The organism is Allobosea sp. LjRoot237 (assembly GCF_964253285.1).
In the GTDB taxonomy this organism is placed as follows: domain Bacteria; phylum Pseudomonadota; class Alphaproteobacteria; order Rhizobiales; family Beijerinckiaceae; genus Allobosea.
In genome coordinates this window covers 2,327,657-2,352,219 of record NZ_CAXUQP020000001.1, presented here as the reverse complement: position 1 = coordinate 2,352,219, position 24,563 = coordinate 2,327,657, and the positions used below count along the sequence as shown (strand labels likewise).

Annotated in this window: 18 protein-coding genes; 5 read left to right on the top strand and 13 right to left on the bottom strand. The window is 66.3% G+C overall.

Going from position 1 to position 24,563, the window contains the following annotated elements; genetic code table 11:
* Positions 1 to 98: 98 nt before the first annotated feature.
* Positions 99 to 1,607, bottom strand: coding sequence for a caspase family protein (locus tag ACSQ24_RS11455; RefSeq protein WP_436094790.1), 1,509 nt, complete (start codon positions 1,605 to 1,607; stop codon positions 99 to 101).
* Between the two features lie 399 nt (positions 1,608 to 2,006).
* Between ACSQ24_RS11455 and ACSQ24_RS11450 the strand changes: the two genes are divergently transcribed.
* Positions 2,007 to 4,241, top strand: coding sequence for a caspase family protein (locus tag ACSQ24_RS11450; protein WP_436094789.1), 2,235 nt, complete (start codon positions 2,007 to 2,009; stop codon positions 4,239 to 4,241).
* A 77-nt stretch (positions 4,242 to 4,318) separates the two neighbouring features.
* Here the strand turns inward: ACSQ24_RS11450 and ACSQ24_RS11445 are convergent, their stop codons facing one another.
* The 7 genes from ACSQ24_RS11445 to ACSQ24_RS11415 form a co-directional block, all read right to left on the bottom strand.
* On the bottom strand, positions 4,319 to 4,657 hold the full coding sequence (locus ACSQ24_RS11445) for an SUF system Fe-S cluster assembly protein (protein ID WP_284173073.1): 339 nt from the start codon (positions 4,655 to 4,657) through the stop codon (positions 4,319 to 4,321).
* Between the two features lie 77 nt (positions 4,658 to 4,734).
* Positions 4,735 to 5,973: a cysteine desulfurase gene (locus tag ACSQ24_RS11440; RefSeq protein ID WP_436094788.1), complete on the bottom strand. Its 1,239-nt coding sequence runs from the start codon at positions 5,971 to 5,973 to the stop codon at positions 4,735 to 4,737.
* A gap of 1 nt (position 5,974) precedes the next feature.
* A complete protein-coding gene (locus ACSQ24_RS11435; RefSeq protein ID WP_436094787.1) occupies positions 5,975 to 6,184 on the bottom strand; it encodes a tautomerase family protein in 210 nt (69 codons plus the stop codon).
* Positions 6,184 to 7,533 (bottom strand): SufB/SufD family protein, encoded by a 1,350-nt coding sequence (locus ACSQ24_RS11430; RefSeq protein ID WP_436094786.1) that lies wholly within the window; start codon positions 7,531 to 7,533, stop codon positions 6,184 to 6,186. The genes ACSQ24_RS11435 and ACSQ24_RS11430 overlap by 1 nt, the downstream gene beginning before the upstream one ends.
* Positions 7,533 to 8,285 carry a Fe-S cluster assembly ATPase SufC gene (sufC, locus tag ACSQ24_RS11425; RefSeq protein ID WP_436094785.1) on the bottom strand — a complete coding sequence of 251 codons (753 nt, stop codon included), beginning with the start codon at positions 8,283 to 8,285 and terminating at the stop codon, positions 7,533 to 7,535. The genes ACSQ24_RS11430 and sufC overlap by 1 nt, the downstream gene beginning before the upstream one ends.
* Before the next feature lie 110 nt (positions 8,286 to 8,395).
* A complete protein-coding gene (sufB, locus tag ACSQ24_RS11420) occupies positions 8,396 to 9,868 on the bottom strand; it encodes a Fe-S cluster assembly protein SufB (RefSeq protein WP_436094784.1) in 1,473 nt (490 codons plus the stop codon).
* A gap of 61 nt (positions 9,869 to 9,929) precedes the next feature.
* Positions 9,930 to 11,135, bottom strand: coding sequence for a cysteine desulfurase family protein (locus tag ACSQ24_RS11415; RefSeq protein ID WP_436094783.1), 1,206 nt, complete (start codon positions 11,133 to 11,135; stop codon positions 9,930 to 9,932).
* A gap of 290 nt (positions 11,136 to 11,425) precedes the next feature.
* On the opposite strand from ACSQ24_RS11415, the gene ACSQ24_RS11410 reads away from it, so the two are divergent.
* Positions 11,426 to 12,097 (top strand): alpha/beta hydrolase, encoded by a 672-nt coding sequence (locus tag ACSQ24_RS11410; RefSeq protein ID WP_436094782.1) that lies wholly within the window; start codon positions 11,426 to 11,428, stop codon positions 12,095 to 12,097.
* 170 nt (positions 12,098 to 12,267) lie between these two features.
* A complete protein-coding gene (tyrS, locus tag ACSQ24_RS11405; protein ID WP_436094781.1) occupies positions 12,268 to 13,518 on the top strand; it encodes a tyrosine--tRNA ligase in 1,251 nt (416 codons plus the stop codon).
* Between the two features lie 69 nt (positions 13,519 to 13,587).
* Here the strand turns inward: tyrS and ACSQ24_RS11400 are convergent, their stop codons facing one another.
* Complete coding sequence (locus tag ACSQ24_RS11400; RefSeq protein ID WP_436094780.1) at positions 13,588 to 17,064, bottom strand: hypothetical protein; 3,477 nt, start codon at positions 17,062 to 17,064, stop codon at positions 13,588 to 13,590.
* Positions 17,065 to 17,288: 224 nt separating this feature from the next.
* On the opposite strand from ACSQ24_RS11400, the gene ACSQ24_RS11395 reads away from it, so the two are divergent.
* A complete protein-coding gene (locus tag ACSQ24_RS11395) occupies positions 17,289 to 17,753 on the top strand; it encodes a peroxiredoxin (RefSeq protein ID WP_436094779.1) in 465 nt (154 codons plus the stop codon).
* A 148-nt stretch (positions 17,754 to 17,901) separates the two neighbouring features.
* Complete coding sequence (locus tag ACSQ24_RS11390; protein ID WP_436094778.1) at positions 17,902 to 19,179, top strand: M23 family metallopeptidase; 1,278 nt, start codon at positions 17,902 to 17,904, stop codon at positions 19,177 to 19,179.
* Between the two features lie 96 nt (positions 19,180 to 19,275).
* On the opposite strand, the gene ACSQ24_RS11385 is transcribed toward ACSQ24_RS11390, so the two are convergent.
* The 4 genes from ACSQ24_RS11385 to ACSQ24_RS11370 form a co-directional block, all read right to left on the bottom strand.
* Positions 19,276 to 20,385: an SGNH/GDSL hydrolase family protein gene (locus ACSQ24_RS11385; RefSeq protein WP_436094777.1), complete on the bottom strand. Its 1,110-nt coding sequence runs from the start codon at positions 20,383 to 20,385 to the stop codon at positions 19,276 to 19,278.
* 162 nt (positions 20,386 to 20,547) lie between these two features.
* Positions 20,548 to 21,676 (bottom strand): peptide chain release factor 2 gene (gene prfB / locus ACSQ24_RS11380; protein WP_436094776.1). Its coding sequence is split into 2 segments (ribosomal slippage): positions 20,548 to 21,606 and positions 21,608 to 21,676, totalling 1,128 coding nucleotides; the frame shifts between segments, so codons are not numbered across the junction.
* A 96-nt stretch (positions 21,677 to 21,772) separates the two neighbouring features.
* Entirely contained in the window at positions 21,773 to 21,994 is a 222-nt protein-coding gene (locus ACSQ24_RS11375) for a hypothetical protein (protein ID WP_436094775.1), read from the bottom strand.
* Between the two features lie 41 nt (positions 21,995 to 22,035).
* Positions 22,036 to 24,483 (bottom strand): penicillin-binding protein 1A, encoded by a 2,448-nt coding sequence (locus tag ACSQ24_RS11370; protein ID WP_436094774.1) that lies wholly within the window; start codon positions 24,481 to 24,483, stop codon positions 22,036 to 22,038.
* Positions 24,484 to 24,563 lie beyond the last annotated feature (80 nt).

Genomic DNA, 24,563 nt, shown 5'->3' with positions numbered 1-24,563 from the left:
GCAATTTCAGTCATTCTTGAGACGGTCTGAGCCCGCGAACGATCGTCAGCCCGCGCTCGCCAGCCCCTTGCCCTCGCCGCTGTCGGCGCGAGACGGTCTCAGCGGCAGTTATTAGCGCTGCCGCCGATCTGGGCCCGCAGGGCATCAGCACAATCGGTCGCGGCGGCCGGCTTGCTCGGCCGGCGACCGCGAGCATTGCGCGGCTCCGGCTCTGGCTCGACGCCACCGGTCAGGATGCCGGTCGACTTGCGGTCGAGCACCACGCGCTGCTGCGGCTTCAGCTCGCGCGGCTCCTGCCGTTGCGGGCGCGCGCTCGTGCTGGGCAACAGCGGCTTTTGCGGCACCGGTAGCTCGGTCGCGCCGCTGGCGTCATTACGGGTCGCCACTGCCTTCTCGCGATCCTGGCGCTCCTGAATCAGCTTCGCCTTCTCGGCCTCGAGCGCCGCCAGTTCCTGCTCGCGCTTGGCAAGCTCCTTGGCGAGGCGGTCGCGCTCGCTGGCATCGGAAGGCTTCGCCGCCGGGGTCTCGCCCGGCTTCGGCACGGAACGTTCGCCATCGCCCTTGCCGGCATCGCGACCGGCGAGATCGACCGCGGCCTGCTGCCGGTCCTTCTCGGCCTTCTGGACGCGATCGAGCAGCTCCTTCTCGCGCGCCGCGAACTCCTGCTCCCTCTTCTCATGATCGGGCGAGGCACTGCGCCGCTCGATCAGGTCGAGCCGCGTCTTGGCGTCGACCGCAAAGAAGCTCGTCGGGAAGCGCTGGATGAAGGCCTTGATCTCAGCGGCGTTGTCGCTGCTGCGCAGCTGCTTCCAGATATCGGCGTCGGTCTCCTCGCGATTGAGGTAGAAATCGCCGAGCAGGGAGAGCGAGAGCTCCGGCGTCTGCTTGCCGCCGGTGGAATCGTAGACCGCCTTCTGGACGCGCCGGAACAGGGTCGCGATCTCAAGGCCCGGCTGCTTGATCTCCTGCACCAGCGCCGCCGTGAACGGGCTGTTGCGACCCGAACCATCGGCGGCGACATCGTTCGCCTGGGTCGCATACGCCGTCACCATGCCCTGCGCCTTCACGATCGGCGCCAGGCCGGTGCCGACCGAGAAGCTGCGCGTCACCTGCTTCTTCGAGAGCTGAGCGACGAAGGGATTGTTGCGGCAGGCGTCGAGCACCATGATCTTGACGCCCTTGGCGAAGCCGAGCGCGGTCGTCACTTCGCTCAGCTTGACCGTCTCGTACTGGACCGAGACTTCGTCATCGATCTTGGCCTCGACCGGCACGAGGAAGTTCTCGCCGTTGAACTGGAAGCCGTGGCCGGCATAGTAGAACATCACCGCGTCGGCATCCTGCGCGAGGCGCGCGAAGCGGGACACGGCGGCATCCATGCCGCGCTTGTCGAGATCGACACCATCGACCACCTCGAAGCCGACCTTGCGCAGCGCCTCGGCGGTGTCGCGCGCGTCATTCGGGGTATTGGGCAGGGCGGGCGCGTTCTTGTAGGCGGAGTTGCCGATCACCAGCGCGACGCGGCGCTCCTGGGTCTGGGCAAGCGCCGGCAGGGCGACAAAATGCGCAAGAAGAGCGATCAGTGCGCAAAATCTGACAACTGCGGTCATGGCACCATTCCCTGCGTCACCCTAAGGAAAGTGACCCCGAAAATCCAGTTTTATCCGCCCCTAGCGACAGGCGGGTTGCGCTCCTCCTTCGTCCGCCGCTAGCCTTGCGGTCATGGAGCGCCTCCGGGGAGCGTCGACCGGATCTTGTGACGGTTACAGCCGTTCTCGCCGTGGCCCCTGGCAAGCGCCTCTCGCAATGGCGAACTCAGCGGCTCGCTTCCCGAGTGCGTCGATCGGATCGTTCAGTCGACCGCGGCGGAACGCACACTGCGTTCCTCATGCGTCGACTTCGCGACATAATCTTGTTCGCAGCGCAACGGCAGCTAAGCTCACCTGGCTGACGGTACGACACGAATCGGCTGCGGCTCCGGTCCCAAGCGGGGTCGCCGAGGAGGCGCCATGCGGACACGCTTGCGGCTACCCATCTGCGTCTTCCTGGCGCTTGCTGCCATCATGAGCGCCCTTTCTCTTGCAATATCGCCCGCGGCGGCACAACAACGCCGCTTCGCCTTCGTCATGGGCAACGGCGCCTACCAGAACATTGCGAAGCTGCCCAACGCCCTGAACGACGCCAATGCGACGCGCGCGATGCTGCAGGAGGCCGGTTTCGACGTCACCACGGCGACCGACCTTTCGCTCGCTGGCCTGCGCAGCGCCCTCGACGTCTTCGTCGAGAAGGTCAGGCAGGGCGGCACCGGTTCGACCGCGCTGGTCTACTATGCCGGCCACGCCGTCCAGCTCGATGGCGCGAACTACATCCTGCCGACGGATGTGCGGCCGGAAACCTCGGCGAATATCCCGAACCAGTCGCTCTCGCTGACGGAAATCCTGCGCAAGCTCGACGCGGCGGGCGCCCGGTCGAAGATCGCGATCCTCGATGCCTGCCGCAACAACCCCTTCGCTGCGCGCGAACTCTCCCGCGGCCTGGCGTTGCAGATGGTCGACGGTGCGAATGAGGGTATCCGCAGCGAAGCCGGCCTGGCCCGCATCGACTCCAATAGTGGCACCTTCGTCGCCTTCGCGACCTCGCCGGGATCGACCGCAGCCGATGGCACCGGCCCCAACAGCCCCTTCACCACCGCCTTCCTGCGCGAGGCGCGCGAGCCCGGCTTGCCGGTCGAGCAGGTCTTCCGGCGCATCCGCCTCGCCGTCTACGATGCCACCAACGGCATCCAGATTCCCTGGGACACCTCCTCGCTGATCACCGATGTCAGCTTCTTCCAGCGTCCGGCGGGCGCGCCTCCGGCTCAGCCGGCCGTTGCTGGCGCCGTCCCGCTCGCGACCCGCCCGACCGTGGCAGCGCTGCGCGCCATGTCGCCAGCCGACGCCTATCGCACCGCGATCGCCTGGGATCGTCGTGACATCTACCGCGGCGCCCTCGACACCAATCCAGACGATCAGAGCGCGCTGCGGCTGCACCGCATCCTGTCGCAGCGGACCGAGGAAACCGCCTGGGCCGAGACCGTGCTCGCCGGCGACGCCGAGTCCCTCAAGCTCTTCGCCCGTCTCTATCCCGGCTCACAGCACGTGGGAGAGGCCCTGCGCTTGGCCGCCACCGCGCCCAGCCGCAACCGCGTCCAGGTCGCGCAGACCTGCCCGGTCTGCCCCGCCCTGCAGCAGCCGCGAGTCCGCCGCGCCGACTATACGCCGCGCTCGCCCGGCCGCCCCGGCATGCCGCGGCAGCCGCAGACCGCACCGCCTCCCCCGCCGCCGATCTATGCACCGGCCCTGCCGGTCATCCTGCCCGGCCGGCCGCGCTGGACCGGCTTCTATGTCGGCGGCTCACTCGGCAGCGGACAGCAAAGCGGCCGCACGACGGTCGGAGGCCCCTTCGGCAGTCCGACGGTGTCTCCGACGACCACGACGACCAGCGCCTCAACCAGCACGACGACCAATGTCGCGAACACCACGACCACGTCGACGAGCACATTCACGACCATCAACGATTCCATCCCGGTCACGACGACCGTGACCGCGACGACCAACACGACCACCACGACCACCAGCACGTCGACCAACTCGTCGAGCGTCACCATCCCCGGTACGCCGACGCTCGCTCCCTGGGCGATCAATCAGTCGGCGGTCCCGCGCAGCCTGACGCCAGAAGGAACCGGGGCAGTTGGGGGCGCCCAGTTCGGCTTCAACTATCAGATTGGCGCGGTCGTGATCGGTGCCGAGACCGACCTCTCCGCCACCCGCCTCGGCGGCGCCAAGAGCGCCTCCGCAAATCCCGGCACACAGTTCACCACCCGCTCCAGCAACGAACTCTCGATGCTGGGCACAGTGCGCGTCCGTGCCGGTGTCGCCCTCGGGGACTTCCTGATCTACGGCACCGGCGGCTACGCCTATGGCCTGGTCGAGCAGAAGGGCTCGATCATTCCCGACAACCTGCAAACCACCTCGGCCGCCAGCGGCTCGCGCTCGGGCATCTTCCACGGCTGGGCGCTGGGCGGCGGCGTCGAATATGCGATCGCGCCCGGAATGTCGGTCCGGCTCGACTACACCCATTACGAGCTCGGCCAGAAACGAATGATGCTGCAGGACTTCACCGGGCTGGCACCTGGCCAGTACGCAACCATGCGGACCCGCACCGCAGGCGACATCGTCAAGGCCGGCTTCAACTTCGGCTTCTGACAGATATCACGACAACAAAAAAGGCCGCTGCGTCGCAGCGGCCTTTCCTGTTTGCGAGGGTGGTGAAGCTTCCGCGCTCACCACATGTCGAGCGCGACCCTGGCCTCGTCCGACATGCGCGACTGGTCCCAGGGCGGATCGAAGGTCATGTTGACGGTCACGCCCGAGATACCCGGCACGGCGCCGACCGCGTTCTCGACCCAGCCCGGCATCTCGCCGGCGACCGGGCAGCCCGGCGCGGTCAGCGTCATGTCGATCGCGACCTGTCGGTCGTCGGCGATGTCGACGCGGTAGATCAGGCCGAGCTCGTAGATGTCGGACGGGATCTCCGGATCGTAGACGGTCTTCAGCGCCGCAACGATGTCGTCGGTCAGCCGGTCGATCTCCTCCGGCGGCAGGCCCGAGCTGGCGCCCATGGTCGGCGCATTCGGCTTGAGGTCTTCGGCAACGCTCTCGGTCATCGCTAAACTTCCGGTCGGCACGAGGCGGAGCGTCATGAGAACAGCTCTTCCGCCTTGCGCAGGGCTCCCACCAATATATCGACTTCTTCCAGCGTATTGTAGAGGCCGAAGGACGCACGGCAGGTCGAGGTCACGCCATAGCGGGCGAGCAGCGGCATGGCGCAGTGCGTGCCGGCCCTGACCGCGACGCCGGCCCGGTCGATCACCGTCGCGACGTCATGGGCATGGGCGCCGGCGAGCTCGAAGGCGATGATCGCGCCCTTCTCCTTCGCCTTGCCGAAGATGCGGATCGAGTTCATCTCGCCGAGCCGCTGCATGGCATAGGCGTTGAGCCTGGCCTCGTGCGCCGCGATATTCTCGCGCCCCAGCGCCATCATGTAGTCGAGCGCGGCGCCCAGCCCCACCGCCTCGACGATCGCCGGCGTGCCGGCCTCGAAACGATGCGGCGGATCGTTATAGACGATCGCGTCCTCGCTGACGGTCGCGATCATCTCGCCACCGCCCTCATAGGGCGGCAACTTCTCCAGCCATTCGCGCTTGCCCCAGAGGATACCGGAGCCGGTCGGCCCATAGGTCTTGTGGCCGGTGAAGGCGTAGAAGTCGCAGCCCAGGGCCTGCACGTCGACCGGCAGATGCACCGCGCCCTGCGAGCCGTCGACGACCAGCGGGATGCGGTAGGCCTGGCAGATCTTCGCGACCTCGGCGATCGGGACGATAGTGCCGATCGCGTTCGACATATGGGTCAGCGACACCACCTTGGTACGCGGCGTGATCAGCTTCTCGAAGTCCTCGATGAGGAAATTGCCGTCCTCGTCGACCGGCGCCCATTTGATCACGGCGCCATGGCGCTCGCGCCAATAATGCCAGGGCACGATGTTGGAATGGTGCTCCAGGATCGAGAGGATGATCTCGTCGCCGTCCTGGATCTTGAGATACTGTCCGAGCGAGGAGGCGACCGTGTTCAACGCCCCGGTCGAGGAGCGGGTGAACAGCACCTCCTCGATATGCGCGGCGTTGAGGAAGCGCCGCGCGCTTTCGCGAGCCGCCTCATAGGCTTCGGTCGAGGCGTTGGCGAGGTAGTGCAGCCCGCGATGGACATTGGCGTAGTCCTCGCGCATCAGCCGCGTCATCGCCTCGATCACCGCTTCGGGCTTCTGCGCCGAGGCGGCGTTGTCGAGATAGACAAGGGGCTTGCCGTAGACCTCGCGTGCGAGGATCGCGAAGTCCTTGCGGATCGTCTCGACGTCGTAGGGCTTCGCGATCGCGTTCATCTCAGGCCTTTCCGGCAGGCTGGGCGGGCCGGTCGGCGACGAGCGTGCCGGCGTGTCCCCAATCCTCGCGCTCGATCTCCTGGATCACGATATGGGTGTTCTGCGGGTTCTTGCCGAGCACGCGGACGAGCGTCTCAGTGAACTCCTTGACGATCTCGGCCTTCTGCTCGCGCGTCGCGCCCTTGGTGATCTGCAGATTGACGTAAGGCATCAGGCGGCCCCTAGCTTGGGTGCGCCGTCGCGCTGGGTCAGCCAGGCGTCGATCTCGCGGCCGACGATCTCGCGAACACCCTCGTCGCCGACCATGTCCGAGACCTCGCCGACGAAGGCGGCGAGCACCAGCGCCTCGGCGTGGGGCCGCGGCAGCCCGCGCGCCATCAGGTAGAACAGCTGCTCGGCATCGACCTGCGCCACCGTCGCGCCATGGCCGCAGACAACGTCGTCGGCGAAGATCTCGAGCTCCGGCTTGTTGAACATGGTCGCGCCATCGTTCAGCAGCAGCGCATGGCTCTTCATGCTGCCATCGGTCTTCTGCGAATGCGGGCGTACGACGACCTTGCCCTGGAAAACGCCGGTGCCCTCGCCCTCGATGATGCTCTTGAACAGCTCGCGGCTCTCGCCATGGGCGGCCGCATGGTCCATCACCAGCGTGACGTCGGAATGCTCCTGCTTGCGCAAGAGGTTGATGCCGCGCAGCGCCGCACGGGTATGCTCGCCGCCATAGCGCAGAAAGCTCTGCTGGCGCAGCACGCCGCAATTCACGGCGACAGCGACCGAGTCGAACGAGACATGCGCGCCGAGCTCGGCGAGCAGTGACTGCACCTGTACGGTCTCGGCGCGCTGGCGGGTGACGATGCGGACATGCTCGACCTCGGCGCCGTCGCCGATGACGAAGGCGGTGGCATGGTTGAGCTGGACCGGCGCCGCGCCAACGCTCTCCTGCAATTCGACGATCGTGACCTTGGCGCCGGCGCCGATCTTGACCAGCGAGCGCGAGACGATCGAGGCCTCGCTCGCGCCGGAGCCGAGCGCGAGCAGTACCAGCGGCTGGTCGAACGTGGTCCCGGGCGCGACCTCAATCACGACGCCGTCCTGCGCAAAGGCCGCATTCAGCATCAGCGCGCTGTCGTCACGGGCCACTTCGGGCAAAGCGAACGCGGCCGCGATCTCGTCCGGAGTTTCGGTCAGCGCCTCGGCCAGGCTGCGGGCGGTGATGCCGGCCGGCAGGCCCTGCAGATCGGAATCAGCCGCGCTGAACACGCCGTCAATTGTGACGAAGCGCCGGCCGGCGATGGTCTGCAGCGCCAGCCGGTCGGCGATCGCCTGCGGTCGCGCCGGGCGACGCGTCAGCGGCATCGCCTCGCGCATCAGGTTGCGCAGATCGGTATAGCGCCAGGATTCGAGCCGGCGATGCGGCAGGCCCTTGGCCTCGAAGCCGGCGAAGGCATCCTCGCGCAGCTTGCGCATTGCGCCGGCGCCCGGCAGTTCGGCCTTGATGTTGGCGAACTGCTCGGCGAGCTGCTGCTCGGCCGCGGTCTTGAGTGGGGTGATGAGCGCCATTACGCGGCCTCACCATAGGACGCATAACCGCTCTTCTCGAGCTCGAGCGCCAGCTCCTTGCCGCCGGTCCTGACGATCCTGCCCTTCGACATCACATGCACCGTGTCGGGCACGATATGGTCGAGCAGGCGCTGATAGTGGGTGATGACCAGGAAGCCGCGGTTCTGGGCGCGCAGGGCGTTGACGCCATCGGCGACGATGCGCAGCGCGTCGATGTCGAGGCCGGAATCGGTCTCGTCGAGGATGCACATCGACGGCGACAGCAGCGCCATCTGCAGGATCTCCATGCGCTTCTTCTCGCCGCCGGAGAAGCCGACATTGAGCGGCCGGCGCAGCATCTCGCGGTCGATGCTGAGCTTGTCGGCGGCAGCGTTGACCTGCTTGATGAAGTCCGGGGTCAGCAATTCGGCCTCGCCACGCGCCTTGCGCTGCGCGTTCATCGCCGCCTTGAGGAAGGTCATGGTGGCGACGCCGGGGATCTCCAGCGGATACTGGAAGGCGAGGAAGATGCCGGCGGCGGCGCGGGCATCGGCCTCCATCTCCAGCAGGTTCTCACCATTGAGCAGGATCTCGCCGTCGAGGACCTCGTAGTCCTCCTTGCCGGCGATGACGTAGCTCAGCGTCGACTTGCCAGAGCCGTTCGGCCCCATGATCGCGGCGACCTCGCCGGCGTTCACGGTGAGGTTGAGGCCGTTGAGGATCTGCTTGTCCTCGTCGGCGATCTTGACGGTGAGATTGCGAATTTCGAGCATTGTTCAGGTTCCGAATGCGAATGGCGAGTGGCGAATGGCGAGTGGAAAAGCATGGCGTGGCGGTCTGCGGCGAAGCGAACCATTCGCTATTCGCCACTCGCCATTCGCCCTTATCCCACAGAGCCTTCGAGCGAGATCGTGATCAGCTTCTGCGCCTCGACCGCGAACTCCATCGGGAGCTGCTGCAGCACCTCCTTGACGAAGCCGTTGACGATCAGCGCCACCGCCTCCTCCTCGGAGAGGCCGCGCTGCTGGCAGTAGAACATCTGGTCCTCGCCGATCTTCGACGTGGTCGCCTCGTGCTCGAACACGGCCGTCGAGGTCTTGGCCTCGATGTACGGGATCGTATGGGCGCCACATTGGTCGCCGATCAGCAGCGAGTCGCAATTGGTGAAGTTGCGCGCGTTCGTCGCCTTGCGGTGGGCCGAGACCATGCCGCGATAAGTCGAGTCGGATTTACCCGCCGCGATGCCCTTGGCGATGATCTTCGACGTCGTGTTCTTGCCGAGATGCAGCATCTTGGTGCCGCTATCGACCTGCTGCGCCCCGTTCGACACCGCGATCGAGTAGAACTCGCCACGCGAGCCGTCGCCGCGCAGGATGCAGGACGGGTACTTCCAGGTGATCGCCGAGCCGGTCTCGACCTGCGTCCACGAGATCTTCGAGTTCTTGCCACGACAATCGCCGCGCTTGGTCACGAAGTTGTAGATGCCGCCCTTGCCCTCGGCATCGCCCGGATACCAGTTCTGCACGGTCGAGTACTTGATCTCGGCATCGTCGAGCGCGATCAGCTCGACCACCGCCGCATGCAGCTGGTTCTCGTCGCGCTTGGGCGCGGTGCAGCCTTCAAGATAGCTCACATAGGAGCCCTCGTCGGCGATGATCAGCGTGCGCTCGAACTGGCCGGTATTCTGCTCGTTGATGCGGAAATAGGTCGAGAGCTCCATCGGGCAGCGCACGCCCTTGGGGATGTAGACGAACGAGCCGTCGGTGAAGACGGCGCTGTTCAACGTCGCGAAATAGTTGTCAGTCACCGGCACGACGGTCGCCAGGTACTTCCGCACCAGCTCGGGGTGCTCCTGGATCGCGTCCGAGATCGAGCAGAAGATCACGCCGGCCTGCGCCAGCTCCTTCTTGAAGGTGGTGACGACCGAGACCGAGTCGAACACGGCGTCGACCGCGACCCGGTTCTCGGGCGCGACGCCGGCCAAAATCTCCTGCTCACGCAAGGGGATGCCGAGTTTCTTGTAGGTCTCCAGGATCGCCGGATCGACCTCGTCGAGCGATTGCGGCGACGCGCCGCTCTTCGGCGCGGCGTAGTAGTAGATGTCCTGGTAGTTGATCGGCGGGTACTGGACGCGCGACCAGGCCGGCTCGGTCATCGTCTTCCAGCGCCGGAAGGCGTCGAGCCGCCATTCCAGCATCCATTCCGGCTCGTTCTTGCGCGCCGAGATATAGCGCACCGTGTCTTCGGTCAGGCCCTTGGCGGGCTTGTCCATCTCGATCTCGGTGACGAAACCGTATTTGTACTCGGTCACGTCGATCGACTTGACCTGATCGATGGTCTCCTGGACCGCTGCCATCTCTACACTCCTGTCGCGGGTTCAAGGCCCGCCGGTTCGGTCTTGCTCTTGCGGAGAACGCTCAGGCTGCCGCCTGCGTTCGCCGGTTCGGGTTCGCGGCCAGGGCCTTGGCATAGGCCGCGATGAATTGATCGATGTCTGCCTCGCAGGTGGTCCATCCGAGCGAGGCGCGCAAGGCCCCTTCGCTCATGACAGGGTCGATGCCCATGGCTGACAGGACGTGCGAGCGCCTGACTTTGCCGGACGAGCAGGCCGAGCCCGAGGACAGGGCGACGCCAGCGAGATCGAGCATGATCAGCGCCGTCTCGGCCTTGATGCCGGGCGTAGCGAAGGCGGCGGTATTGGGCAGGCGCAGAGCCTTGCCACCGAACACCACCGTATCGGGCGCCAGCGCCACGAGCCGCGCTTCGAGCTGATCGCGCAGCACGGCCAGGCGCGCCGCCTCAGCCGCCAGCGCCCTGCCCGCCTCCTGCGCCGCCACGCCGAAGCCGACGATGCCAGGCAGGTTCTCGGTGCCGGCGCGCCAGCCGCGCTCCTGGCCGCCGCCGCGCAAGGGCTTGTCGGCGAGTTCGAGCGCGCCGGTGCGGAAGACGATCGCGCCGACGCCCTTGGGACCACCGATCTTGTGGGCGGACAGCGTCAGAGCATCGACGCCCAACGTATTGATATCGATGGCGATTTTGCCAGCAGCCTGGACCGCGTCGGAATGCACGAGTGCGCCATGGCGCCTGGCAATACCGACGACCTCGGCGATCGGCTGGACCACACCCGTCTCGTTATTGGCGAGATGAACTGTGACCAGCGCACGCTCATCGGGCCGCTCTACGGCAAACCGCGAAAGCCGTGTATCGAGCCAGCCGAGATCGACGAGCCCCTCGCCATCGACCGGGATCGCCTCGGCCTGCCCGGCCGGGAAACGATGGCCGTCGCGCACGCAAGGATGCTCGCTGGCGCTGTGCAGCAGCAGCGTCACCGGCGCCCGCACGCACTCGCGCCCGCCGCTGCAATCGCTGAGGCCGGGCGACAGGATCGTCGCATTGGCTTCTGTGCCGCCGCTGGTAAAGACGACATTGCTCGCCTTCGCGCCGACGAGCGCGGCGACCTGCTCGCGAGCCTGTTCGATCGCGCCGCGCGCCGCACGGCCCTCACTATGGACGGAAGACGGGTTGCCCGGCATCTGCAAGGCACTCAGCATCGCCTCGGCCACGGCCGGGCGAACCGGCGTCGTGGCGTTGTGGTCGAGATAGCTGCGGGTCGTCGCAAACACCTGCGCTTTTGCTCCGCTTCGGAGGGCCTGCCCGAAGACGCGGCACGAAATGCTTGAAATCGCACCCCTGCGCCGTGCTATAGCCGCCCGTCCGAGCCGCGATGGACCGGAACCGCAAGCAGCTCTCGCTTGCATGTTCCAGTTCTGTTCACGGCTGTTAGAACCATTCTAAGCGCTTCATGTAGGGCGCGAGCGGCGGGGCCGTCAAGGGTGAGCAGGCTTTTCAGCGGCAGCAACGCCGCTTTTCAGCCGGCCACCCGCGTGCCTCGCCCGACAAAAGGCGAGATGCGATGCCAGAGGTGATTTTCAACGGACCGGCCGGCCGGATCGAGGGCCGGTACCAGCCCGCCAAGAAGCGCGGCGCGCCGCTGGCGATCATCCTGCACCCGCACCCGCAATTCGGCGGGACGATGAACAACCAGATCGTCTACAACCTGTTCTACACCTTCGTGAACCGCGGCTTCTCGGCCCTGCGCTTCAATTTCCGCGGCGTCGGCCGCAGCCAGGGCCAGTTCGACCACGGCGCCGGCGAACTCTCCGACGCCGCAGCCGCCCTTGACTGGATGCAGGCCCTGAACCCCGAGGCCAAGAGCTGCTGGATCACCGGCGTCTCCTTCGGCGCCTGGATCGGCATGCAGCTCCTGATGCGCCGCCCCGAGATCGAAGGCTTCATGTCGATCGCGGCGATGGCCAACCGCTACGACTTCTCCTTCCTCGCTCCCTGCCCCTCCTCCGGCCTGTTCGTGCACGGTTCGGAAGACCGCGTCGCGCCGGTCAAGGAGGTCATGGCGGTGATCGAGAAGGTCAAGACCCAGAAGGGCATCCAGATCGAGCACGCGGTGGTCGAGGGCGCCAACCACTTCTTCGACGGCCGCGTCGACCAGCTGATGGAGCAGGTCAGCGCCTATCTCGACCGCAAGGTCGGCCCAGAGATCCTCAAGAGCGAGCAGGAAAAGGCCTGATCGCCAAAACAGACGAGGGCGTCATCCCGGACAAGCGGCCGAAGGCTGCGCCGATCCGGGATCCATCGTAAGGCTCCAGCGCTCTACGATGGATTCCGGCGCTCCGCTTCGCTACGGCCGGAATGACGGCGCTTTTCATGAGAAAGGTCGCCCGAGAATCGAGAGTTGCCATGACCGCCTTCAAATCCGACTTCCTGCGTGCGCTCGACGAACGCGGCCTCATCCACCAGGTCTCGAACCCGGAGGAGCTCGATGCCCTCTGCCGCCAGGGGCCGCAGACCGCCTATGTCGGCTATGACGCAACTGCGACCAGCCTGCATATCGGCAACCTGATCTCGGTGACCATGCTCTACTGGTTCCAGGAGACCGGGCATCGGCCGATCACGCTGATGGGCGGCGGCACCTCGATGGTCGGCGACCCATCCTTCCGCGACGACCAGCGCAAGCTGCTCTCCATCGAGGAGATCAACGCCAATATCGAGAGCATCAAGAAGGTCTATTCGCGCATCCTGCGCTATGGCGACGGGCCGACCGATGCGCTGATGGTGAACAACGCCGACTGGCTGCTCAAGCTCAACTATGTCGAGTTCCTGCGCGAGGTCGGCCGGCATTTCTCCGTCAACCGCATGCTGTCCTTCGACTCGGTCAAGCTGCGGCTCGATCGCGAGCAATCGCTCTCCTTCCTCGAGTTCAACTACATGATCATGCAGGGCTACGACTTCGTCGAGCTCAACCGCCGCTATGGTTGCCGCCTGCAGATGGGCGGCTCCGACCAGTGGGGCAACATCATCAACGGGGTCGACCTCTCGCACCGCATGGACGGCAAGCAGCTGTTCGCGCTGACCACGCCGCTATTGACCACCTCGTCCGGCGCCAAGATGGGCAAGACCGCCAGCGGCGCCGTCTGGCTCAATGGTGATCTCTTCAGCCCCTATGAGTTCTGGCAGTATTTCCGCAACACCGAGGACGCCGATGTCGGCCGCTTCCTCAAGGTGTTCACGCGCCTGCCGCTCGCCGAGATCGCCAAGCTCGCAGCGCTCGGCGGCTCTGAGATCAACGAGGCCAAGAAGGTGCTGGCGACCGAGGCGACGGCGCTGCTGCACGGCCGCGAGGCGGCTGAAGCTGCGGCCGAGACCGCCCGCAAGACTTTCGAGGAAGGCGGGGCCGCACAGGACCTGCCGAGCGTCGAGGTGCCGTCTGCCGAGTTCAAGGCCGGGGTCGGCGTGCTCAACGCCTTCGTCACCGCCGGCCTCGTGCCCTCGACTGGCGAGGCCCGCCGGCAGATCAAGGCCGGCGGCCTGCGTGTCAACGATGCCCAGGTCAGTGACGAGCGCGCGACACTGTCGCCGGCCGATCTGGTCAACGGCGCGATCAAGCTCTCCTTCGGCAAGAAGAAGCACGTCCTGCTGCGGCCGATCTGACGGCCGCCCTCGTCAGGCACGGGATGGTTTGAGCGTCCGGCTTGCCATGCAAGCTGGGCGCATCTGCATCTAGCGCTCCGCAGCACTTGGCGCGGGCACTCTGGCACCGGGACGCGCCTGCTCCAGCGGGCCGCCGCCGAGCGGATCGACGAAGCGGCGCAGGATGCCGGGCGCGATCGCCGAGAGCGGGTTCACCGTCATCGTCGGCTGGCTGGCCGAGCCCGAAACGCGGAAATTCACAGCGAACAGGCCGCCATACTGCCCGCCGCCGAGGATCATGCCGACCACCGGCACCTGCGCGAAAGCATTGTTGAAGGCATAGCCCGGCACGAAGGTGCCGCCGATGTCGACGCGATCGCGGCCATAGTCGACGCTGCCCTGGATGGTGAAGCCGACCTGCTGGCCCCACAGCACCGCGTCGCTGACATCGATCCGGCTGGCACTGCGCACGAATTCGGCCCGCAGCTTGGTGAAGGCGACATCGCTCGCATCGATGCGCGGAACCGGCGCCCCGGTGCTGTCGAGCGCGTTCGGCGCCTGGGAGCCCGGCGGGCCGACGACGCGGCGCAAGGCCGGCTCGTCCCGCACTGTGAAATTGCGCAGGAGCAGCTCGCCCGGCTGGCGCCCCTCGCCGGCTCCGAGCTGCAGGATCAGGTCGCCGCCATAGGCGCGGCGATAGAGGTCGAGGAAGCGCAGGGTCGCGCCGCCGTTTTCCGACTGCATGACCAACTGGCCGGCGCCCTCGCCCTGCCTCGCCTGCTTGATCGAAAGATCGGCCTTGCCGATGCGGCCCTGATAGGCGACCGAGCGAATGGCCCCGTTCCGGCGCGAGAGCTTGAGCTGCGAATTGCCGAGCGCCTCATTGTTGAAGCCGGTCAGGATCGGCACGTCGAGATCGAGATCGAAATCCGGCCCTGATGCAGCACTCTGGCCGCCACGCGCGCCGCGGGTCGGAGCTGCCGGTGCGTCGAACAGGTCGCGGATGAAGGGCCTGGCATCGAACACCGCCCCGCGCACCGAGAGCTTGGTCAGGTTGCCATCGCGGCCGATCTCGACCTTGGTCAGATTGTCGCCGGGCGACAGGCGCAATTGCGAGAAGCTCGCGCTCTCGAACGCATTCTGCTTGGTCAGCGAGATACGTCCCTTGGCCAGCAGCGGCGCGCTCTCGATCGTCAGATCCTCCAAATCCGGACCGTCGGCATCGCTGACATAGGTGAAGGCTGCCTTGCCAGCCCGGCCTGCGGGCTTGCTGACGCCCGGAACACCTGTGTCGATCGCTGCTTTCGTCAGGTCGACCTCGACCCGTGGCGGCGCCTCCGGACTCTTGCCGAGCGGCTTGACGACCTTGATCTGCACGGGGCCGCTCATCCCGGTCTCGGGACCGAAGCCACGCCGCTTGAGCGCGGCGTTATCGAGCGCGAGCGAGACGGTCGCCTCGCCCTGCCCCTTGGCGTTCTGCTTGAGTTCGATCGGCGCCTTGTCGCCGCCGACCTTGCCCTCGCCCTTGATGGAAAGCTGACCGCGATCGTAGTTCAGGGCCAGATTGGCACCCTCCAGCTTCTCGCCGCCGAGCAGGTTGTCGGAGGCGACATTGGCCAGGGCGCCGCTGCTGCGGATCACGACGTCGGCGAACTGCAGATCGTTGACGAGCGGCAAGGAGAGCTGGCTGGTCAGATCGACCATACCGCGAAGTGCGCCCGGCTCGATCTTGAGCGGCGAGAATTCACGCAGGGACGGGAAGTTGAGGAGCGCGACGAGCCCATCGGCGGAGCCCGTCGACTTGAAGCCGATCCGCGCCTGTGGCCGATCTGCCCAGGTGTCGGACATGGCGAAGGTACCTTCGCTCAACCCGAGCTTGCGGCCGTCGCCGAGCTCGGCGGTAGCCTGCGAAATCGTGAGGTCGACGGTACGACCGGTGGTCGAACCTACGACGCGTGCATCGGTGAGGAGCGGCAGGCCGGGATTGGGCAGGAAGCTGACCTGCGAGGCCTTCAAGCTCACGGCGACCGCATCGTCGTCCATGCCCTTGCCGCTCGCGAGCCGCATGTTCGCTTCTGGCGACATCGTCACCTTGACGTCGATCTCCTCGACCCGCCCGCTCTGCACCATCTCGGACAGGGCCGCATGCAGGCCGGGCGAGGTCACCGCCGGCCAGACTGCGAGTGCGGCCCGCATATCGGTATCGACCGCCCTGATCTGGAACTGATGCGAGTTCTGCTCGTCGCGCCGGCGCGCCATGCCGGAGCCTTCGGCGTTGATCAGCGGCCCCTTGATCGAAAGCTGCCCGAGCCGGATCTCGCCCGCGCCGGGATCGACATCGAACTGCGTGCGCAACGCCGAGATCGCGACCGCGGCATCCTTGCCGATGCCGGCGACCTGCCCGCCACCATCGAGCACCAACCGCCAGATGCCGCCCTCGTTCCGCGCCTGCCCGCTTCCGGCGAGCTTCGTCTCGCCGGCCTGGAGTTCGACGGTTGCGACCTTGATCGTCTTGAGGCCGTCCTCACTGGTGAAATCGAGCTTCGCCCCTTGCACCTCAATCGGGTCGAGCCCGGCATTGTGGACACGGACGACGCCCGGCGCGACGGTCAGCCCCGCCGCGAACTTGCGCTCGCCATTGCCTGCCTGGGTCAGCGAAATCTTGCCGCTGAGCGCCATGCCATCCAGCGCGACCATGGCGTTGCCGAAGGCGAGCGCCACGGCTTCGGCCGGCTCGAAGCGCTGGATATCGATGGTCGCGCTGCTTGTGCCGTCAGGAGCGCTCGACAAATCAATGGCCAGCTCTTTCCAGCGCGGGCCGATCCGTCCCTTCATCGCCAGCCGCGCTTGCCCGCCGCCGAAGCGCACCAGCCTGATATCGACGTCCTCCAGGCCGGATCGTTGCCGTCCAGCCGGATCGATCAGGGTGACACGAGCCCCGCCAATGCCGGCGACCTCGAGTGATCCGAGCAGGCCCTCGTTCGAGACCAGCGCGCCGATCGCATTCATGGCGCCGGCGAACGCGTCCCAGTCGACCGGATCACCGGCCACGGGTGTCTTCGATACCTGCTCCGGCTGGGCATCCTGTTCCAGCAGCAGCGATCCGTCCTGCCTGACGCCGAGCCGGATATTGACGCCGCGCAGGTCGAGCGAGACCAGGCGGATATTGCCGCGGAGCAGCGCCATCGCGTCGTAGCCGAGGACAGCCTCCGGCGCCCGGAACGACGCCCCGCTCGCATGCCGGAACGAGACCTCGCGAACCCGCAGGCGCGAACGACCGTCGACGCGATCGAGCTCGGCCTGCTCGGCCGTGATCTTCCAGTTCGGCCCGAGCCGCTCCTCGATGGCGGTGGAGATGCGGCCTTCGAGCCCTGACAGCGGAATGAACCCGCTGACCAGCAAGGCCGCTGCGACAAAACCGAGGGTCACCACCGCGACGCAAACCGCCACTGCAATGGTGACGATACCGCGCCAGGCGCGCTTCGCCACAGCGACGACTTCCTGGCATTCCGCCGCGGAGGTCGCGCCAGATGCGGAGATAACGCTGGTCTTGCTGTTCTCGGTCAAACGGAAACGCTTCTTGTCTTGCTGCTCGAATCGTGCGGATCGATGTAACGGCTCCGGCGGCGGGCCGCCTTGCTGTCCGCATGATGCGCCTGATCCGGGGAGCGGTACAGCAATCTGCAAGCTAGCTGATTCGGTCCCGGCGGTTCTGATCTGTGGTCCGAGCCGACTTGTCGTTGACGGCTTGCCCGGCCGTTGCATGTGATCGAGACCAAAGGAAGGCGGAGATGGCGTTGAACGAAGGCATTGCGGCCCCGGACTTCACCTTGCCGACGGATGGCGGTGGAACCCTGACGCTCTCCAGCCTGCGTGGCGGCAAGATCGTGCTCTACGCCTACCCTCAGGACGACACCCAAAGCTGCACCAACGAGGCGCTCTCCTTCGACGCACTGCGCGAGGAGTTCGCCGCTGCCGGCGCAACGGTGATCGGCATCTCGCCCGATTCGGTGAAGCGCCACGACAAGTTCAAGCAGAAGTACGGATTGCGGCTCACCCTGGTCTCGGACGAGAAGCGCGAGGCGATCGAATCTTATGGCCTCTGGATCGAGAAGCAGATGTATGGACGGCACTATATGGGGGTCGAGCGCAGCACCTTCCTGATCGACGCGACGGGCAAGATCGCTCGCGTCTGGGCCAAGGTCCGGGTCAAGGGCCATGCCGAGGAGGTGCTCGCCGCTGCCCGGGTGCTCTGACGCCTGCAGGCCAAAACCCTGCGAAACCGACGATGATTTGCGATTGATTAACCCTAACGGGGTCTAATCGAACCATCGCAGCGTCAACTCGGTTTTGCGTATGATTCCCTCGGATTCTCGTGTCCAAGCCCCTGGCCCTGCGCTTCCCGTGACCGGCATTCTGTCTCGCCGCAGCTTCACGATCAGCCGCTCGACCGCATTGTTCGGCCTCAGTTTGCTGGCGCTGACTACCGCCTGGAGTGGTGCGACGAGCTGGTACATCCTGCGCAAGGACGATCTCGCTGCGCGACTGATCACTCGCGAGACTTCGCGCCAATACGCCTATGAGGACCGGATCGCGGCGCTGCGCGCCGATGTCGACCGGCTCGCCAGCCGCGCATTGCTCGATCAGGACGGGGTCGAGGCCCGTGTCGGAGAGATTGCCACGCGTCAGGCCGAGCTCGAATCGCGGCAGTCCCTCGTCAACGCCGTCGCCGAGAGCCTGCAATCGGCCGGCATCGGTACCTCGCAGGCCGCAAAGAACCCGCTGCGCCAGCGCATGATCAAGCCCGAGGAGCCGATCCGTGCCTCCGGCGTCACCAGTTTCGCGCCGTTCGCGTCCGGCAAGCCGACACCGGCGCCGGAGACCTTGCCGCTGCGCGGCGCCGACGACCGTGCGGCTCCCTGGCAATCGGGCGAGGCGGAGGAGCCCGTACCGCCGGCCAAGCGCGTGGCGGGCGCGCTGATCCAGCTCGATCAATCGATCGAGCGCAGCTCGGCCGCCCAGCTCGCCGCCTTGCGCGACATCGACCGCACCCTCGGCGAGACCCAGAAGACCCTGCGCAGTGCGCTCGCAGAGACCCGGCTGGACACTGACAGGCTCGCCGCCGCGAGCTCCGTCGCAAAGGGCGTCGGCGGACCGCTCGTCCCGCTCAACATCGATCCTGCGGCCGGCCCCTTCGAGGCGACGCTGAACTCGTTGCAGCCGCGCATAGCGACTGTATTCAGCCTGCGCGGCCTCGCCGAGCGGTTGCCGCTGAACAGGCCGCTCGACGGAGAGCTCGAGCTGAGCTCCAATTATGGCTACCGCGCCGATCCCTTTACCCGTGGGGCCGCCCTGCACACAGGCATGGACCTGCGCGCCGAGCACGGAGCGCCGGTACGCGCCACGGGTCCGGGAAAAGTCGTGACCGCCGAATATTCGGGTGGCTACGGCAACATGGTCGAGATCGAGCACGCGAACGGACTCACCACGCGCTACGCTCACATGTCGGCGATCCTGGTCAGCCTAGGCCAGACGGTGACCAGCGGAGCCCTCGTCGGCCGCGTCGGTTCGACCGGCCGCTCGACCGGGCCGCATCTGCACTATGAGACCCGTCTCGACGGCGACCCGATCGATCCGAACCGCTTCCTGCGCGCCGGCAACAAGCTCGCCGGACGGGTCTGAGGCTCACGTCCTCAAGGGCGGTTTTCTGAACTCAATCAGCTTCACAGATCGCTGCAGCGCTCACGCGCAGCGATTTGTTTTGATTCGAGAATCGATTCAGCGCAAAGCTTCGGCGATAGCGGCGGCTGCGACCTGATGGCCATACTCGTTCCAATGCGCGTCGGCCTGGAATTCGAAACGCTTGCCGGCTCTGGCCCATTCGGCGGCGAAGACCGGGTTCAGGTCGAGGAAAGCAATACCGTGCTTGCCGGCCATCTTGGCGGCGATCCGATTGAGCTTCAACGCCGGGCTGTCGGCCCGGCCGGCATAGATCGCCTCGCGATCGCCATCCATGACGAGCTGGAGCTTTGCCCCGATCGCATCGGCGCGCGCCTTCAGCCGGCCGAACAGGTAATCGGTCGCAACGCGGATATCGGCCTCCTGCGCCAATACGCTCGCCACGTCGATGTTGGCGGCATAACCACCCTCGCCCGCGGCTTTGGCCGGACCAAGGATCGCATCGACCAGCGCCTGCGGCCTGACTTGCCAGCGATAGAGCAGGAAGCAGGCCGTCGCGCTCTGGCGAACGAATTCGAACCAGCCGGCGCGCCAGGGCTCGGGAGCAACCTCGCCAACGACCTTGCCGCCTTCGATCTTCAGTTTGAGGAAGCTCGACGTATAGCGCCCCGCCTTGAAGACGAAGCTCTCGTCGAAGTCGTTGTGGACCAGGTTGACGACGATCAGGTCGGGCCGCCGCTGCACGACCTCGCGCTCGACCATCTGCAGATACTGGCTGAGTGGAGCGCCGGCGACACCGAAGCGCTGGACCTCGACGGGGCCCGCAGCAGCCAGCTTGGCGCCAACCGCTTCGGCGAAGCTCTTGTCGAACGGCACCTGCAACGCCTCGACGAAGCTGTCGCCGACGAAGGCGATGCGGGCGACGCCAGGCTTGCGCTCGACCGGATAGTCCGGCAGCGGCGAGTTCCAGCCCTGCACATTGATCCTGAATGGCGCCGCGATCTCGTCGCGCACCCGCCAAATGCCGCTCTGTCCCGGTTGGTAGCGCACCACCTCGTTGACGAAGGCGTTGCGCGGCACATCGCTCGCCGGCAGCACGAAGCGGAACAGCACCAGTTCGCAGAATAGCAGGAAGACGACGACGCTGCCGGCCGAGACCGCGAGATTGATCAGGCCGTTGCGCAGCCGGGACGGTGACGACGGCCTCATCCTAGCGCTATCCTTCCCGCGTCATTCCGGACAAGCGGCGAAGCCGCGCAGCTCCGGAATCCATCTTAGAGCGCCGGAGCCCTACGATGGATTCCGGCGTTCCGCTTCGCTGCGGCCGGAATGACGGCGCGGTGGTTTCAGACGGCGCCATCCTGACCTCGACTAGTCGATATCCTCGACTTCGACTGTCGTCCCGTAGACGCGCTGCGCCAGCGACGCCTCCATGAACGGGTCGAGATCCCCGTCGAGCACGTCGGACGGTGCCGTCGAGGAGACGCCCGTGCGCAGGTCCTTCACCAGCTGATAGGGCTGCAGCACATAAGAGCGGATCTGATGGCCCCAGCCGATATCGGTCTTGGAGGCCTGTTCGGCGTTCGCCTTCTCTTCCCGCTTCTTCAGCTCGGCCTCATAGAGGCGGGCGCGCAGCATGTCCCAGGCCTTGGCCCGGTTCTTGTGCTGCGAACGCTCCTGCTGGCAGGCTGCCACGATACCAGTCGGAATATGGGTGATGCGCACCGCCGAATCGGTCGTGTTGATGTGCTGACCGCCGGCGCCCTGCGCCCGGTAGGTATCGATCCGACAGTCAGATTCCTTGATGTCGATCACGATCCGGTCGTCGACCACCGGATAGACCCAGACCGACGCAAAGGAGGTCTGCCGCCTTGCATTGGAATCAAAAGGCGAGATCCGTACCAGCCGGTGCACGCCCGATTCCGTCTTCAGCCAACCATAGGCGTTGTGTCCCTTGAACTGCAGCGTGGCCGACTTGATGCCGGCCTGATCGCCATCCTGGTATTCCAGCATATCGACCTTGAACTTCCGCCGCTCGCCCCAGCGCCGATACATGCGCAGCAGCATCTCGGCCCAGTCCTGGCTCTCGGTGCCGCCGGCGCCGGGATGGATCTCGACATAGGTGTCGAGCATGTCGGCTTCGCCCGAAAGCAGCGTCTCGACCTGGCGGCGCGCCGCCTCGACCTCGACGGCCTTGATCGCCGCCTCGCCCTCGGAGACGGTGGCCTCGTCCTCTTCCATCTCGCCGAGCTCGATCAGCGTCAGCGCGTCGTCGAGCTCGCGCTCCAACTTGGCGATGCCGTTGATCTGGTCCTCGAGCGAAGTGCGCTCGCGCATCAGCTTCTGCGCGGTCTCGGCGTCGTTCCAGAAATCCGGACCTTCGGAAAGCGCGTTCAGCTCCGCCAGGCGTCGTTGTGCGACATCCCAGTCAAAGATGCCTCCTCAGCAGTCCAATCGACTGCTTGGCGTTGTCGAGTTGCGTTTGGATTTCGGGGCGCATGATCCTGGATCGAAGTCCTGTGCGAAAGAGCTGTCTGGGCGCTGGCATAGAAAGGATGCGCCACGCTGTAAATGCCCGGCCTTGGCTGGCCGGCGTTCAGAAGCCGCAGGCGAGGCAATGGCGCCCGCCATCATGGCGATATTCGGCTTGCCAGTGGTGCGGGTCGTTGATGTCCGCGTAGTCGAGTCCGGCCGTCAGCGTATAGCGTTTGCGAAAGGGCCGTTCGAGGATCACCAGCAGCTCGCAATGCAGAGGCCAGTCGCCGATCTCCGCGATCCGGTTGCCACGCGCCAGTTCCGCCCGCAGGATATCCCGCAAAGACGCGGCGAGCGCCGCCGCCTTGGCGGGGATGGGAGGGCTCAGTAGAGCCCGCCCGTGCCTGAGCCGACCGAGCGGCCGCCCGCCGGGGCAACGCTCATCGCCCCGCCCGTACCATCGGACGCGCCGATCACCGAATAGCTGTCCGGCGGCGCCGTGCCCGGCTTGAACGCTTCCAGGATGCCGCCCTCGCCGCCGGCGCGCATGCCGGTGCGCGGATCGACCCGGATCAGCTTGATGCCGGGCGGCACGCGGAATGGCGTCGCCGGCTTCTCCTTCAGCGCGACGGTCATGAAATCGCGGAAGATCGGTGCGGCATACTGGCCGGCGGTCGCCGAGTTGCCGAGCGATTTCGGCTTGTCGAAGCCCATATAGACGCCGACGGCAAGGTCGGGCGAGAAGCCGACGAACCAGACGTCCTTGGCGTCGTTGGTTGTGCCGGTCTTGCCGGCAAGCGGCTTGCCGACCGACTTCACTACCGTCGCGGTGCCGGCGTTGACGACGCCTTCCAGCATCGAGACCATCTGGTAGGCGGTCAGCGGGTCGAGCACCTGCTCGCGATTATCGACCAGGCGCGGCTCGCGCTGGTTCGCCCATTTATCGGCCTCGCAGCCCTCGCAGGTGCGCTGGTCGTGCTTGTAGATCGTCGCGCCCCAGCGGTCCTGGATGCGGTCGATCAGGGTCGGCCGGATGCGCTTGCCGCCATTGGCCAGCATCGAATAGGCCGCGGTCATCCGCATCACCGTGGTCTCGCCGGCGCCGAGCGCCATCGAGAGAACCGGCAGCATGTCGTCATAGATGCCGAAGCGGCGGGCATATTCCGCGATCAGCGGCATGCCGACATCCTTGGCGAGGCGCACCGTCATCAGGTTCTTCGAGAACTGGATGCCGTAGCGCAGCGTCCGTGGGCCGGTGAACTTGCCGTCATAGTTGCTCGGCGTCCACATCCCGAGGCCGCCGCCCTGGTCGACCTCGATCGGCGCGTCGAGCACGATGCTGGACGGGGTGTAGCCATTGTCGAGCGCCGTCGCATAGACGAAGGGCTTGAACGACGAGCCCGGCTGGCGCAGCGCCTGCGTCGACCGATTGAACTCCGACTGGTCATGCGAGAAGCCGCCGACCATGGCAAGCACGCGGCCCGAGAACGGGTCCATCACGGTGATCGCACCATTGACCTCGGGCATCTGGCGCAGACGGACCTGTCCGGGCTTGCCGTCGAGCGGTTCGACATAGACGACATCGCCCGGCGAGACCGCCTGCGAGACGCGGGTGCGCCGCGTCCAGCGGATGCCGTCCGGGCCGAGCGTCACCGTCTCGCGCTCCGGCCGGAGCTGGCCCGATGTCTCGCGCACAGGCTGCAAGCCGAGGCGGGCGCCGTCGCCGGCAACGTCGAGCACCACGGCGAGCCGCCACGGCTTGACGTCGCCGAGCACCGGCAACTCGCCGAGAGCGACGCCCCATTCGCGGCTCGACGCATCGATCTTCTGGATCGCGCCGCGCCAGCCGCGCGCCTCGTCGAAGCGCACGAGACCGTCGACCAGCGCCTTGCGCGCCATCAGCTGCATCTTCGGATCGACCGTGGCACGGACCGAGAGCCCACCTTCGAGCAGCTTCTTCTCGCCATAGCGATCCTGCAGCTCGCGCCGAATCTCCTCGGCGAAATAGCCGGCGGCGATCTGGTTCGGCGAAACCGTGCGCGGATTGACGCCGAGCGGCTGCTTCTTGGCAGCCTCGGCATCGGCGCGCTTGAGGAAGCCGTTCTCTCCCATGCGATCGAGCACGTAATTGCGTCGCTCGATCGCGCGTTCGCGGTTGCGGAACGGGTGCAGGTCGGTCGGTGCCTTCGGCAGCGCCGCAAGATAGGCCGCTTCCTGCGCGTTCAGCTCGTGCACCGACTTGCCGAAATAGTTCAGTGCCGCCGCGGCGACGCCATAGCTGCCCTGCCCGGGCGCCGGTGCGCCGAGATAGATCTCGTTGAGATAAAGCTCGAGGATCTTGTCCTTGGAGTAGGTCGACTCGATGCGCAGCGCGATCAGCGCCTCACGGATCTTGCGCTCGATGCTCTGTTCGGAGCCGACCAGGAAGTTCTTCGCCACCTGCTGGGTGATGGTCGAAGCGCCCTGCGGGCGGCGGCCGGAAGCACGATTGCGGAAGTTCGAGATCGCGGCGCGGGCGAGGCCCTCGGGGTCGACGCCGAAATGCTTGTAGAAGTTCTTGTCCTCGGCCGAGAGGAAGGCGTCGATGATCAGCTTCGGCACTGCCTGAATCGGCAGGTAGAGCCGGCGCTCACGCGCAAACTCAGCGATCAGGCTGCCGTCGCCGGCATGGACGCGGCTCATCACCGGCGGCTCGTAATTCCGCAGCTGCGCCGAATCGGGCAGGTCCTTGGAGTAGTGCCAGATCACGCCGGCCGCACCCGCGACGCCGATGACGAAGAGGATCGTACCGGCGGCGAACGCCCATCCGAAAAGGCGCAGTATGAACCGCATCGAGAATTTTGACCTCGGCTAGCGGCAGCGGCAGCGCCCTCCCCCTTTGGCGTCGCACCGTGCCCGGCTGATCTTGAACT

What these genes read in the sequence shown, in the direction of transcription:
- ACSQ24_RS11455 (WP_436094790.1), bottom strand. Translation starts at nt 1,607, where the DNA reads ATGACCGCAGTTGTCAGATTTTGCGCACTGATCGCTCTTCTTGCGCAT.
- ACSQ24_RS11450 (WP_436094789.1), top strand. Translation starts at nt 2,007, where the DNA reads ATGCGGACACGCTTGCGGCTACCCATCTGCGTCTTCCTGGCGCTTGCT.
- ACSQ24_RS11445 (WP_284173073.1), bottom strand. Translation starts at nt 4,657, where the DNA reads ATGGGCGCCAGCTCGGGCCTGCCGCCGGAGGAGATCGACCGGCTGACC.
- ACSQ24_RS11440 (WP_436094788.1), bottom strand. Translation starts at nt 5,973, where the DNA reads ATGAACGCGATCGCGAAGCCCTACGACGTCGAGACGATCCGCAAGGAC.
- ACSQ24_RS11435 (WP_436094787.1), bottom strand. Translation starts at nt 6,184, where the DNA reads ATGCCTTACGTCAATCTGCAGATCACCAAGGGCGCGACGCGCGAGCAG.
- ACSQ24_RS11430 (WP_436094786.1), bottom strand. Translation starts at nt 7,533, where the DNA reads ATGGCGCTCATCACCCCACTCAAGACCGCGGCCGAGCAGCAGCTCGCC.
- sufC (WP_436094785.1), bottom strand. Translation starts at nt 8,285, where the DNA reads ATGCTCGAAATTCGCAATCTCACCGTCAAGATCGCCGACGAGGACAAG.
- sufB (WP_436094784.1), bottom strand. Translation starts at nt 9,868, where the DNA reads ATGGCAGCGGTCCAGGAGACCATCGATCAGGTCAAGTCGATCGACGTG.
- ACSQ24_RS11410 (WP_436094782.1), top strand. Translation starts at nt 11,426, where the DNA reads ATGCCAGAGGTGATTTTCAACGGACCGGCCGGCCGGATCGAGGGCCGG.
- tyrS (WP_436094781.1), top strand. Translation starts at nt 12,268, where the DNA reads ATGACCGCCTTCAAATCCGACTTCCTGCGTGCGCTCGACGAACGCGGC.
- ACSQ24_RS11395 (WP_436094779.1), top strand. Translation starts at nt 17,289, where the DNA reads ATGGCGTTGAACGAAGGCATTGCGGCCCCGGACTTCACCTTGCCGACG.
- ACSQ24_RS11385 (WP_436094777.1), bottom strand. Translation starts at nt 20,385, where the DNA reads ATGAGGCCGTCGTCACCGTCCCGGCTGCGCAACGGCCTGATCAATCTC.
- ACSQ24_RS11370 (WP_436094774.1), bottom strand. Translation starts at nt 24,483, where the DNA reads ATGCGGTTCATACTGCGCCTTTTCGGATGGGCGTTCGCCGCCGGTACG.